This is a genomic window from Allobosea sp. (assembly GCF_030695125.1).
Taxonomy (GTDB): domain Bacteria; phylum Pseudomonadota; class Alphaproteobacteria; order Rhizobiales; family Beijerinckiaceae; genus Allobosea.
Genome location: NZ_JAUYTP010000008.1, coordinates 156,493 through 169,407 on the forward strand (window position 1 = coordinate 156,493; position 12,915 = coordinate 169,407).

Annotated in this window: 12 protein-coding genes; 8 read left to right on the plus strand and 4 right to left on the minus strand. The window is 67.4% G+C overall.

The annotated features are described in order from the left end of the window. The first annotated feature begins 6 nt into the window (after window positions 1–6). The 6 genes from nikC (at window position 7) to eda (ending at window position 5,659) form a co-directional block, all read left to right on the plus strand. The gene (gene nikC, locus Q8S38_RS01995; protein WP_305678737.1) at window positions 7–897 is read left to right on the plus strand and encodes a nickel transporter permease; all 891 of its coding nucleotides are present in this window, start codon (window positions 7–9) and stop codon (window positions 895–897) included. Between the two features lie 5 nt (window positions 898–902). Then, entirely contained in the window at window positions 903–1,754 is an 852-nt protein-coding gene (locus Q8S38_RS02000; protein ID WP_305678908.1) for an ABC transporter ATP-binding protein, read from the plus strand. 157 nt (window positions 1,755–1,911) lie between these two features. Further along, window positions 1,912–2,664: an ABC transporter ATP-binding protein gene (locus tag Q8S38_RS02005; RefSeq protein WP_305678738.1), complete on the plus strand. Its 753-nt coding sequence runs from the start codon at window positions 1,912–1,914 to the stop codon at window positions 2,662–2,664. Window positions 2,665–2,783: 119 nt separating this feature from the next. Continuing rightward, window positions 2,784–4,286, plus strand: a complete 1,503-nt coding sequence (zwf, locus tag Q8S38_RS02010) for a glucose-6-phosphate dehydrogenase (protein WP_305678739.1) — start codon at window positions 2,784–2,786, stop codon at window positions 4,284–4,286. After that, window positions 4,283–4,975 (plus strand): 6-phosphogluconolactonase, encoded by a 693-nt coding sequence (locus tag Q8S38_RS02015; protein WP_305678740.1) that lies wholly within the window; start codon window positions 4,283–4,285, stop codon window positions 4,973–4,975. Before zwf ends, Q8S38_RS02015 begins: the two co-directional genes overlap by 4 nt. Window positions 4,976–5,014: 39 nt before the next feature. Beyond that, complete coding sequence (eda, locus tag Q8S38_RS02020) at window positions 5,015–5,659, plus strand: bifunctional 4-hydroxy-2-oxoglutarate aldolase/2-dehydro-3-deoxy-phosphogluconate aldolase (RefSeq protein WP_305678741.1); 645 nt, start codon at window positions 5,015–5,017, stop codon at window positions 5,657–5,659. 123 nt (window positions 5,660–5,782) lie between these two features. Here eda and Q8S38_RS02025 read toward each other — a convergent pair whose 3' ends face one another. The 4 genes from Q8S38_RS02025 to Q8S38_RS02040 all read right to left on the minus strand — a co-directional run bounded on the left by Q8S38_RS02025 (window position 5,783) and on the right by Q8S38_RS02040 (window position 9,683). Beyond that, window positions 5,783–6,889: an NAD(P)/FAD-dependent oxidoreductase gene (locus tag Q8S38_RS02025; RefSeq protein WP_305678742.1), complete on the minus strand. Its 1,107-nt coding sequence runs from the start codon at window positions 6,887–6,889 to the stop codon at window positions 5,783–5,785. Window positions 6,890–6,915: 26 nt separating this feature from the next. Next, entirely contained in the window at window positions 6,916–8,088 is a 1,173-nt protein-coding gene (locus tag Q8S38_RS02030; protein ID WP_305678743.1) for a M20 aminoacylase family protein, read from the minus strand. Between the two features lie 72 nt (window positions 8,089–8,160). Next, the gene (locus tag Q8S38_RS02035; protein ID WP_305678744.1) at window positions 8,161–8,550 is read right to left on the minus strand and encodes a cupin domain-containing protein; all 390 of its coding nucleotides are present in this window, start codon (window positions 8,548–8,550) and stop codon (window positions 8,161–8,163) included. Window positions 8,551–8,714: 164 nt separating this feature from the next. After that, window positions 8,715–9,683, minus strand: a complete 969-nt coding sequence (locus Q8S38_RS02040) for a threonine ammonia-lyase (RefSeq protein WP_305678745.1) — start codon at window positions 9,681–9,683, stop codon at window positions 8,715–8,717. 172 nt (window positions 9,684–9,855) lie between these two features. Here Q8S38_RS02040 and argE point away from each other — a divergent pair, with 172 nt between their 5' ends. After that, entirely contained in the window at window positions 9,856–11,016 is a 1,161-nt protein-coding gene (gene argE, locus Q8S38_RS02045; protein ID WP_305678909.1) for an acetylornithine deacetylase, read from the plus strand. 157 nt (window positions 11,017–11,173) lie between these two features. After that, window positions 11,174–12,775 (plus strand): ABC transporter substrate-binding protein, encoded by a 1,602-nt coding sequence (locus tag Q8S38_RS02050; protein WP_305678746.1) that lies wholly within the window; start codon window positions 11,174–11,176, stop codon window positions 12,773–12,775. The last annotated feature ends 140 nt before the right edge of the window (window positions 12,776–12,915 follow it).

The following is a 12,915-nucleotide window of genomic DNA, read 5'->3' on the forward strand; positions in this document are numbered from 1 at the left end:
GCGCTCATGACCACCTGGACCGACTACCTCCTCTCCGATTCGCCAGCCTCCCGCCGTCAGGCCCGCCTGGGCCAGGCCTATCGCAAATGGCTCGCCTTCCGGCGCAACCCACTCGCCATGGTCGGGCTTTGCATCATTGTCGCGCTCCTGCTGGTCGCGGCCTTCGCGCCGCTGATCGCCACCGCCGATCCGCTGGCGCAGAATCTCGACCGCCGGCTGCTGCCGCCCTCGGGCACCAATATCTTCGGCACGGATTCGCTCGGCCGCGACATCTTCAGCCGCATCGTCTACGGCACCCGCGTCACGCTGGTCATCGTGCTGCTCGTCGTGGTGTCGGTGGGGCCGATCGGCCTCCTGATCGGCGCGACCTCGGGCTATCTCGGCGGCTGGGTCGATCGGCTGTTGATGCGGATCACGGACGTATTCCTGGCCTTTCCTCGGCTCGTGCTGGCGCTCGCTTTCGTGGCCGCGCTCGGCCCCGGTCTGGAGAACGCCGTCATCGCTATCGCCATCACCGCCTGGCCGCCCTATGCGCGGGTCGCCCGCGCCGAGACGCAGATCATCCGCCAGCAGGACTATATCGCTGCGATCCGCCTGCAGGGGGCCTCGCAATGGCGCATCGTCTGGAAGCATGTCGTGCCGATGTGCCTGCCCTCGCTGATCGTGCGCACCACGCTCGACATGGCCGGAATCATCCTGATCGCGGCGGGCCTCGGCTTCCTGGGTCTCGGCGCCCAGCCGCCGATCCCCGAATGGGGCGCGATGATCTCGGCCGGCCGCGAGCAGATCTTCGACCAGTGGTGGGTCGCGACCTTCCCCGGCATCGCCATCTGCGTCGTCGCACTCGGCTTCAACCTGCTCGGCGACGGCCTGCGCGACGTCATGGATGCGAGGTGAGCGTGATCGACCAGCCCCTCCTCGAACTCGACAATCTGCGCGTCGATTTCCACACGCCCACAGGCATCGTCCATGCCGTGCGCGGCCTGTCCTTCACGCTCGGCCGCGAGCGGCTCGGCATCGTCGGCGAGTCCGGCTCCGGCAAGTCGATGACCGGGCGCGCCATCCTCGACCTGATCCCGCCGCCCGGCGTCGTCGCGGCCGACCGCATGGTCTATCGTGGCCAGGACCTGCAGACGATGGACAAGCGCGAGCGCCGCAAGCTGCGCGGCCGCCACATCTCGATGGTGATGCAGGACCCGAAATTCTCGCTCAACCCGGTCCGCACGGTCGGCGACCAGATCGCCGAGGCCTATCGCGTCCACCACAAGGCCAGCGCCCGCGAGGCGAAGCAGCGCTCGCTCGCCATGCTGGAACAGGTCCAGATCCGCGAGCCCGCCCGCGTCTACGGCCTCTACCCGCACGAGGTCTCGGGCGGCATGGGCCAGCGCGTCATGATCGCGATGATGCTGATCGCCGAGCCCGACATCCTGATCGCCGACGAGCCGACCTCGGCGCTCGACGTCACCGTCCAGCTGCAGATCCTCAAGATCCTCGACGATCTCGTCACCCAGCGCGGCATGGGGCTGATCTTCATCAGCCATGATTTGCATCTGGTGCAGTCCTTCTGCGACCGCGTCATCGTCATGTATGGCGGCAAGGCGATGGAAACGTTGCCGGCGGCCGAACTCGCCGACGAATCCGCCCGCGCGAGGCGCCACCCCTACACGCTGGGCCTGCTCGGCTGCCTGCCCGATCTCGACCATCCCAAGGCCGAACTCGCCACGCTCACCCGCGACCCGGCATGGCTGGCATGATGAGCTCGACCCTCCTCTGTCATTCCGGGGCGCTGCGCAGCAGCGAACCCGGAACCCACGACCGGGTTGAGCCTGCATGCAGTCCGACCGGTGCGCCCGGTCGTGGGTTCCGGGTTCTTCGCTGCGCGAAGCCCCGGAATGACAGCGAGTTGCCCGCATGACCACTGAACCCGCCATCCGCGTCGAAAACCTCAACGTCTCCTTCGGCGACTCGCATGTCGTGAAGGACCTCTCCTTCTCGGTCGCCTCCGGCGAGAGCTACGGCATCGTTGGCGAATCGGGCTCGGGCAAGTCGACCGTGCTGCGCGTGCTCTCGGGGCTGAACCGGCACTGGAGCGGCACGGTCGAGATCGCCGGGCAGACCCAGCCGAAGATCCGCGACAAGGCGTTCTACCGCGCCGTCCAGATGGTCTTTCAGGACCCCTACGGCTCGCTCCACCCCAAGAAGACGGTCGATGACACGCTGGCCGAGCCGCTCGCCATCCACGCCATCGGCGACGCCGAGACGCGGATCGGCCGGGCGATGTCGGAGGTCGGCCTGCCCGCCTCCTTCCGCTTCCGCTATCCGCACCAGCTTTCCGGCGGTCAGCGCCAGCGCGTCGCGATCGCGCGCGCCCTGGTGCTCGAACCCACCATCCTGCTGCTCGACGAGCCGACCTCGGCGCTGGACGTCTCGATCCAGGCCGAGGTTTTGAACCTGCTGCAGGCGCTGCGCCACGAGCGGAAGCTGACCTACATCCTCGTCAGCCACGATCTCGCCGTCGTCGCGCATATGTGCCAGCGTTTGCTGGTGATGCAGTTCGGCCAGGGTGTCGAGGAGATGACGGCCCAGACGCTCGCCGCCCGCACGCCGAAGACGGATTATGCCCGGCAGCTGTTGACCGCGAGCGAGGGCTTCCGGCGAGTCTGAGGGGCGCCCCTCGATCTGAGCGTTTGGCAATCCCGCGGCTTGGTCGCATTCTCGTCGCAAGCCCGCGGTCCAGATGGACGCCGCCCGATATTGCGACCGGGCATGGAGAAAGCAAAGACATGGATGCCATTGCCGAGCGCGCCCTCCGGCCCGAGACGATCCCCGAGCGGACCCCGGTTCCGTCCTTCGATCTGGTGATCTTCGGCGCCGGCGGCGACCTGGCCCTGCGCAAGCTGTTCCCGGCGCTGGCCCAGCGCAGCCGCGAGGGCGTGCTCCCGGGCGAAAGCCGCGTGCTCGGCATCGTCCGCAAGCAGGAGGATGTCGAAGGCCTGCCCAAACAGGTCGCCAAGCGGCTGAAGGAGGAAGGGCTCTCGCCCGAACACATCCGCGACTTCCTGCAGCGCCTCACCATGGTCCTGCTCGATGCCGTGAAGCCCGAGACCTACAAGGCGCTCAAGCAGGCGCTGGGCGACAACAACCGCGTCCGCTCCTTCTATCTCTCGACGCCGCCAGACCTGTTCATCCCGATCTGCGAGAACCTCGCCGCCGCCGACATCCTGACGCCGACCTCGCGCGTCATCCTCGAGAAGCCGCTGGGCCGCGATCTCGCCTCGGCGCGCGAGATCAACGACGCCGTCGCGCGCATCCTGCCGGAGGACCGGACCTACCGGATCGACCATTATCTCGGCAAGGAAACGGTGCAGAACCTCCTGGTTCTGCGCTTCGCCAACACGCTGTTCGAGCGCTCCTGGACCGGTCGCGACATCGACCATGTCCAGATCACCGTCGCCGAGACGGTGGGGCTCGAAGCCCGCGCCGGCTACTACGACAAGGCCGGGCAGATGCGCGACATGGTCCAGAACCATCTTATGCAGCTACTGACCCTCTTCGCCATCGAACCGCCCAATCTGCTCGAGGCCGGCGCCGTGCGTGACGAGAAGATCAAGGTTCTGAAGGCCCTGCGGCCGATCGTCGGGCCCGATGTCGAGCGCTACACCGTGCGCGGCCAGTACGGCGCGGGCCAGATCGACGGCCAGCGTGTGCGCGGCTATGCCGATGAGCTCGGCCATCTCAGCAACACCGAGACCTTCGTCTCGATCCGCTGCGAACTCGACAATTGGCGCTGGGCCGGCGTGCCGATCTATCTGCGCACCGGCAAGCGCATGGCGCAGCGCTATTCCGAGATCGTCGTCACCTTCAAGCCGGTGCCGCATTCGATCTTCGGCGGCGGCTCCTGCGACAAGCTCTATGCCAACCGCCTGCTGATCCGCCTGCAGCCCAATGACGGCGTCCAGCTCCAGCTGATGATGAAGGTGCCGGGCTCGGGCCGGCTCAAGATCGTGCCGCGCCAGCTCGACCTGCGTTATTCCACCGCCTTCGACGAGCGCACGCCTGACGCCTATGAGCGGCTGCTGACGGATGTCATCCGCGGCGACCAGACGCTGTTCATGCATCGCGACGAGGTCGAGCAGGCCTGGCGCTGGGTCGATCCGATCATCGCAGGCTGGCAGGAATACGCCCCGCATCCGCATCGCTACGCCGCCGGCTCCTGGGGGCCGTCGCAGGCGATCGGCCTGATCGAGCGCGAAGGCCGCTCCTGGGCCGATCCGGACTTCGAATGATGCAGCCGCAAGGTCCCGTCGCCTGGCATCGCTTCGCAACCCTCGCTGACGCCTCCGAGGCGTTGGCCGAGGCCGTTGTCATCCGCCTGCGCGCGCTGCTGGCGGGGCAGGGCAGGGCCTCGCTCGCCGTGCCCGGCGGCACGACGCCGGCCCGCTTCCTCGCCGATCTCGGCACGCGTGAACTCGCCTGGGAGAAGGTGACGCTGCTGCCGACCGACGAGCGCTTCGTTGCCGCCGACGATGCCGCCTCGAACGAACGCATGATCCGCGCGCAATTCGCGCCGCTGCGGGAGGGGCGGGTCGGGTTCCTCTCCTTCCATGACCGTGGCGGCGACATCGAGGCGGCCGCCGCCGCGCTCTCCTCCGAACTCGCGAGCCTGCCGCCGCTGGATCTCGTCGTCAGCGGCATGGGCACCGACGGCCATATCGCCTCGCTGTTTCCCGGCGAGGAGGATTGTTTCTCCGCCATGCCCGACAGCGGCATCTGCATCGCCATGCCGCCCGGCCTGCCGCCGCGTCTCTCGCTCTCGCCCGCGCGTCTCGCGGGCGCGGGCTGGGCGAGCCTGCTGGTCTCGGGCGCGCAGAAGGAGGCCGTGCTGAAGGCTGCTCTGGATCGCCTCCAACCGCTGCCCGTCGACCTCCTCCTGGACCGCCCGCAGGGCCTCGACGTCTACTGGGCGAAAGAGTAGACCGCCCGCACCCGTTCAAACGATTGAAAGACGCCGACGATGGACGAGACCGCCGCGATTGCCCGCCTCGAAGCCTGTGGCGTGATTCCGGTCGTGGTGATCGAGGACGCCTCGCGCGCCATCGACCTGGCGCACGCCCTCGTCGCCGGCGGCATCGACGTCGTCGAGGTCACGCTGCGCCGCCCGGCCGGGCTGGCCGCGCTGGAGGCGATCGCCAGATCGGTGCCGGGCGCGCTGCCGGTCGCAGGCACGGTCGTCACGCCGACGCAGGTCCAGCAGGTCAAGGATGCCGGCGCGAAAGCCGTGGTCAGCCCCGGCTTCAGCGAGGCGGTCGACGAGGCGCTGAAGGCGGCGGGGCTGCCCTGGCTGCCGGGCGTCGCCACCGCGTCGGACTGCATGCGCGCGGTTGCCGCCGGCCGCACCGTCGCGAAATTCTTTCCCGCCGAGACGGCGGGCGGCCCGCCCGCGCTGAAGGCGCTGTCGGGGCCGTTCCCGCAGATGCGCTTCTGCCCGACCGGCGGCGTCGGCCTGAACAATCTCGCGAGCTACCTCGCCTTGCCGCAGGTCATCTGCGTCGGCGGCTCCTGGCTGGTGCCGGCGGACGCCATCGCATCCGGCGACTGGACGCGCGTGACGAAGCTCGCGAAAGAGGCGAGCGAGGCGTTCAGGGCGCTGAGGGGCTGATCGCAAGCGTCATTCTCGGGCGAAGCGCAGCGCAGACCCGAGAATCTCCTGCAGGATGGAATACGGGCACGAAGGCCTCATTGGCCTGAGATGCTCGGGTCTTCGCCCGAGCATGACGCTGTGTCAGGCCCTTAGCCGCTCCACCACCATCTCCGCGATCGCCAGCGAACTCGTCAGCCCCGGGCTCTCGATCCCCAGCAGATTGACCAGCCCGTCCACCCCATGGACCTGCGGCCCGTCGATGCGGAAATCGGGCATCGGCTGCGTCGAATCATGCAGCTTCGGGCGGATGCCGGCATAATCGGCGACGAGCGCGCCGTCAGGCAGGGCCGGCCAATAGGTCCGGATCGCGGCGTAGAACTTCTCGGCCCGCTGCGGATCGACGACGAGGTCCTGATCGTGCGCGACCCATTCGACATCGGGGCCGAACTTGACCCGCCCGCCCATGTCGATCGTGGCGTGGATGCCCAGGCCCGCTGCCTCGGGCACCGGGTAGACCAGATGCGAGAAGGGCTGCTTGCCGAGCAGCGCGAAGTAATTGCCCTTGGCGTAGTGCTGCACCGGCACATGCTCGGGCGGGAATCCCTCCAGCGCGCCGAGCAGTTTCGGCGCGCCATGGCCGGCCGAATTCACGATCGTCCTGACGGTATAGGTCGCGGGCTCATCGCCGCCGAAATCGACGCTGAAGCCGTCCGCCTCGCGACGCCATCCGCCGATCGGTGTGTTGAGCGCGAGCGAGCCACCGGCCGCCTCGCATTCGCCGAGCAGCGACAGCATGAAGGCATGGCTGTCGACCACGCCGGTTTCGGGAGACAGCAGCGCGATCTCACAACGCACCTCCGGTTCCCTCGCCTTGGCCTCCGTGGCGTCGAGCCAGCGCAGGCTGTCGACGCCCGAGGCCTGGGCGCGGGCCATGATCGTCTCCAGCGCCGGCTTCTGCGCCGCGCTGGTGGCGACGATCAGCTTGCCGCAGGCCTTGTGGGGCAATCCGCGCTCACCGAGATAGGCATAGAGCCGCTTGCGCCCCTCGACGCAGACCTTCGCCTTCAGCGAGCCCGGCGGATAATAGATTCCCGCATGGATGACCTCGCTGTTGCGCGCCGAGGTCTGCGTGCCGATGCCCTCGGCTGATTCGGCGATCACGACCTCGCGGCCGGCCAGCGCCAGGGCGCGGGCGACGGCGAGGCCGACGACGCCGGCCCCGATCACCAGGCAATCGATGTCATGCATGCCCAAGGCCTTCCAACTCCGAGGCTTTAGGCCTTCGCAGGCATCGCGGTTTCGATGAGGTTCGCCCAATAGGTGACGCCGACCGGAATGACCTCGTCGTTGAACTCATAGGCCGGGTGATGCAGCCCGGCCGACTCGCCATTGCCGATATTGATGAAGGCCCCGGGGCGCTCCTCCAGCATGTAGGAGAAATCCTCCGAGCCCATGGTCGGCGGCACGGTCGTGTCGACCTTGCCCTCGCCGAAGGCGGCCTCGATCGTGCCGACGACGAAGTCCGCCTGGTCCGCATGGTTGAAGGTCACGGGGTAGCCGTGGAGATAGTCGCAGACGAAGCTCATGCCGAAGGCGGTCATGATGCCGGCGGTGACTTCCTTGATCCGCTTCTCGGCGAGTTCGCGCATCTGCGGCGTCAGCGTCCGCACCGAGCCCTTGAGCTCGACGGTCTGCGGGATGACGTTGAAGGCCTCGCCGGCATTGATGGCCGTCACCGAGACGACGATCGAATCCAGCGGGTCGGCATTGCGCGAGGAGATCGTCTGCAGCGCGGTGACGAGCTGGCAGGCGGCGACGATCGGATCGTTGACGCGGTGGGGCGCGGCGGCATGGCCGCCCTTGCCCTCGATCTTGATATGGATGCGGTCGGCGGCGGCCATGGTCGGGCCCTTGCGGACGTCAAACTGGCCGACGGCTAAGCCCGGCTTGTTGTGCATGCCGTAAACTTCCTGGATTCCGAAGCGGGTCATCAGCCCGTCATCGATCATCGCCTTGGCACCGGCGCCGCCTTCCTCCGCGGGCTGGAAGATCACCACCGCGGTCCCGTCGAAATCGCGCGTTTCGGCGAGGTACTTTGCTGCGCCCAGCAGCATGGTGGTGTGGCCGTCATGGCCGCAGGCGTGCATCTTGCCCGGCACGGTCGAGCGATGCTCGAGATTGGTCTCCTCATGGATCGGCAGCGCGTCCATGTCGGCGCGCATTGCGACGACCTTGCCCGAGCCCTGGTTGCGGCCCTTGATCACGCCGACGACGCCGGTCTGGCCGATGCCCGTCACGACCTCGTCCACGCCCCAGGCCTTCAGCTTCTCGGCGACGACACCGGCCGTGCGGTGCACGTCGTACATCAGCTCGGGATGGCGGTGCAGGTCGCGGCGGATCGCGGTGAGCTCGGGATGGATCGCGGCGATGAGTTCGGCTTTGGGCATCGTGACCTCGAAAGGGCTGAACCGATCCACTGGGGGCGGATCGCAGGGTAAGCGGGTTGTCAGCGGCGCCGATCAGGCGTCGGTGGGCACGTAGCGGCGCGACAATTCGTTGCGGTCGTCATAGGACGCCTCGAAGATGGCGGCGGCCAGCGTGGCGCGCACATGCAGCGTGTCGGTGCCGATGTTCTTGAAGCCGTGCCGGGCGCCCGCCGGCACCAGAACGGACTGGTTGGCGGTGACGACCATGGTCTTGTCGCGCAGATAGATCTCGGCCGTGCCGCCCATCACCTCGAGCACCTCCTCGACCGCGTGCAGATGCATCGGCGCGCCCAGTCCGGGCTCGCAGAACTGCTCGAAGATGCAGAGCTGCTTGCTCTGGACCAGCGCCGAGACCCGCATTTCGGTCATCACGCCATCGCGCCATTTGTCCTGCGGCTGCGTCTTGTGGTCGAGGATCGTCATCGTGAAATCCTTAGTGTTCGGCCGCGCCCCGTCGAAACAGCCCCCCGCCGGATCAGGCGAGCGCGGGCCCATCCTCCCAAACCCGAACGCGGCGCAGCGTCAAGGCCGGGCGTCGCGACCCTGCCGCGCGCCCGCGACACGTCGGCCAGCGGCGAGGCGCCGCTTCAAACCCCGAACTGCGTCCGCCAGGCGGCGATGTCGTCGAGCGCGACATTCGAGCCGCAGAGCACGAGGCCGACGCGCTCGCCCGGCTGGAACAGCTCCTTGCGCGCCATCGCCGCTGCGACGACGCAGGAGGCTGCCGGCTCCAGCAGCACGCGCCCGTTCTGCAACACCCAGGTGATCTCGCGCACCGCCTCGGCGTCGGGCACGATCACGATGTCCTCCAGGAACTGGCGCGCAGCGGCCATGGTGCGCTCGGTGGCGAAGGGGGCGCCCAGCGTGCGCGCGATCGAGGTCGGGCGGATCGGAACCGGCTGGCCGGCCTCCAGCGCCTGCGTCATCGCGGTCGCGCCCTCCGTCTCGACGCCATGGATGCGCAGGGCCGGGTCGAGCCCCTTCATCGCCGCGCCGACGCCGGCCGCGAAGCCGCCGCCGCCGATCGAGATGAAGACATGGTCGAGCCGCCCGCCGGCATCGTTGTTCATCTCCAGCCCGAGCGAGCCATGGCCCGCGATGATCGCCGGATCGTCGTAGGAATGGACATTGGTCATACCCTGCGCGGCGTAATCCTCGGCCTTTGCGAAGGCTTCGATCGAATCCGCGCAGAGCTCGATCTCGGCCCCGAGCCCGCGCGCCATCTCGACGTTGAAGGTGGCCGCATTCTGCGGCATCAGCACCAGCGCGCGGCAGCCCATCGTCTTGGCGACCAGCGCGACCGCGATCGCATGATTGCCGCCGGACACGGTGACGACGCCGCGCGCCAGCTCCGCCTCGCTCAGCCCCATCAGCTTGTTGAAGCAGCCACGCACCTTGAAGGAGCCGCCGAGCTGCAGGCTCTCGACCTTGACCACCGTCTCGACACCCAGCCGTGCCGAAAGCCCGGCACTGTAGAAGGTCGGCGTGCGCCGGATCTTGCCGGCGATGCGGGCCGCGGCGGCCTGGATGTCGCCGAGTGTGACGTCGAAATTCATGAAAGGCGCCTCTTGCTTCGTCGCACCCTTATAGGAGTGCATTGCGGCTCACGGAAACGCGCCGTTGGCAGGCGGGGCGAGGGCGCCTACACAATATATCAGGACAGCCGAATGATGCGCCACGGCACGAAATCTGCCTCGGGTCGCTTTTCTGGAGAACCGCCTCGTGACCATGACGCCTGCACCATTCACGCCCAAGGACATGCTGGCGAAGCTGGTTTCGTTCAACACGGAATCGCAGCGCAGCAATCTCGAGCTGATCCATTTCTGCCGCGACTATCTCGCCGGCCTCGGCGTCGAGAGCACGCTGGCGTTCAATGCCGATGGCGACAAGGCCAATCTCTACGCCACGATCGGGCCGAAGCTGGATGGCGGCGTCGTCCTCTCCGGCCATACCGACGTGGTGCCGGTGGCGGGGCAGGACTGGACCTCCGACCCCTGGACGCTGACCGAGCGCGACGGCAAGCTTTTCGGCCGCGGCACCTGCGACATGAAAGGCTTCGACGCCATCGCGTTGGCGCTCGTCCCCGAGATGCTCGCCGCCCCGCTGAAGCGGCCGATCCATATCGCGTTGTCCTATGACGAGGAGGTCGGCTGCCAGGGCGCCCGCGTCCTGATCGCCGCAATGGCCAAGGACGGTCTGAAGCCCGCAGCCGTCGTCGTCGGCGAGCCCTCGATGATGCAGGTCGTCACCGGCCATAAGGGCGGCTTGCGAATGAAGACGACCGTGCGCGGCCACGCCGTCCATTCCAGCCGCGTCGACATCGGCGTGCCCGCGGTGATGATCGCCGGCCGGCTGATCGACTGGCACAACCGGGTGATGGCGGAAAACAAGGCGAAGGCCGACGCCGCCAACGGCTTCGAGCCGCCTTACACCACGCTGCATGTCGGCGTCGTCAACGGCGGCACGGCGGTCAACATCACCGCCGAGCATTGCAGCTTCACCCATGAGGTCCGCTGCATCCCCGGCGAAAGCTTCGAAAGCTATGTCGAGCGCTACCGCGCCGAAGTCGCGCAGCTCGAAGCGCAGATGCAGGCGATTGCGCCTGCGGCCGGCATCGACTTCGTCGTCACCTCCGACACCCCGGCGATGGGGCCCGAGGAGAACGGCGCGGCCGAGGAGCTCTGCCGCCGTCTGACCGGCGACAATGGTCGCCATGTCGTCGCCTATGGCACGGAGGGCGGCCTGTTCCAGCGCGCCGGCTGGTCGACCGTGGTCTGTGGCCCCGGCGACATCGCCCAGGCCCACCAGCCCGACGAGTTCATCACGGTGGCGCAGCTCGAGGCGGGGACTGGCTTTGTGCGGAAGCTGATCGCGGAGCTGTCGCGGTAGCGGCTGAAGCGGCCCGCGGCAGATGACAAAAAATTGTGCAGGCATTGCCTTATGCCATGCGCCAGGCGCGCATGAGGCCCGTGACTCGCGCGCAGCCTGCCCCTAACATCTTTTCTTTCGGGCGCCCCATCGCGCCCGCGACGGGAGGTGTCATTCGATGAAAGCGCGTGTTTTCGGCCTTGCGGCCGCTCTGCTCGGGGTTTCGCTGCTGGCGCTCGGCGCCGCCGAGGCCCGGCCGTTGAAATGGGCCGCCGCGGGCGACGCCCTGACGATCGATCCCCACGGCCAGAACGAGGGGCCGACGACGGCGCTTACCCAGCACATCTATGAAGCCCTGACCGAGCGCGACCATGCCGGCAAGCTCCTGCCGCTGCTCGCCTCGTCCTGGCGGGTGCTGCCCGACGATCCGACGACCTGGGAGTTCAAGCTCCAGCCGAACGTCAAGTTCCATGACGGCAGCGCCTTCACCGCCGACGACGTGGTGTTTTCCTATGAACGCGCCATGCAGCCGAGTTCCGACTTCAAGGGGCTGCTGACCTCCGTCGAGAAGGTCAGCAAGGTCGACGACCTGACGGTGCGCATCAAGACCAAGGGCGCCAACCCGCTGCTCGTCAACAACACCGTCTCGATCCGCATCATGAGCAAGGCCTGGGCCGAGAAGAACAACGCCACCAAGGCGCAGGACTTCAAGAACAAGGAAGAGAATTTCGCCGTCCGCAATGCCAACGGCACCGGCCCGTTCACGCTGGTCACCCGCGAGGCGGACGTGAAGACGGTGATGAAGCGCAACGACGCCTACTGGAACAAGGCCAAGGTGCCGCTCGAGATCACCGAGCTGACCTACGTGCCGATCAAGCAGGACGCCACCCGCGTCGCCGCGCTGCTCTCGGGCGAAGTGGACTTTGTCCAGGACGTTCCGGTGCAGGACATCGCCCGCCTCAAGAGCCAGTCCACGCTGCGGGTCAATTCGGGCGCCGAGAACCGCACCATCTTCTTCGGCATGGACGTCGCGTCCGCCGATCTCAAGGGCGACGACGTCCAGGGCAAGAACCCCTTCGCCGACAAGCGCGTCCGCCAGGCCCTCAACATGGCGATCAACCGCCCGGCGATCCAGCGCGTCGTCATGCGCGGCGAGTCGATCCCCACCGGCGTCATCATGCCGCCCTTCGTGAATGGCTGGACCAAGGAGCTAGACGCTTTTCCCGCGGTCGACAACGCCAAGGCCAAGGCCCTGCTCGCGGAAGCCGGCTACCCCAACGGCTTCTCGGTGACGCTGCACTGCCCCAATGACCGCTATGTCAATGACGAGGGCATCTGCCAGGCGGCCGTCGGCATGTTCGCGCAGATCGGCGTCAAGGTGAACCTGGTCTCGCAGTCGAAGTCGATCCACTTCACCCTGATCCAGAAGAACCCGCCGGAGACCGAATTCTACCTCGTCGGCTGGGGCGTCCCGACCTTCGACAGCGACTACATCTTCTCCTTCATGTACCATTCGCGCACCGGCTCGCAGGGCTCCTGGAACGCCACCGGCTTCAAGAATGCCGAGGTCGACGCCATGATCCAGTCGCTCTCGCAGGAGGTCGACATTCCCAAGCGCGACGCCACCATCTCCAGGATCTGGACGCGGCTGAAGGACGAGACGATCTATCTGCCGATCCACCATCAGTCGCTGAGCTACGCGATGAAGACCAATCTCGACATTCCCGTCGACGTGTCGAACTCGCCGAAGCTGAAGATGGTGAGCTTCAAGGGCTCGTAGTTCCCTCTGCCTCGTTCGTGAACCTCCGACGTCATCCCGGACAAGCCGCGTCAGCGGCGCTGATCCGGGATCCATGCCTGAACGGTTCCGGCATGGATCCCGGGTCTGCGCTGCGCTCCGCCCGGGATGACCTGGAGACT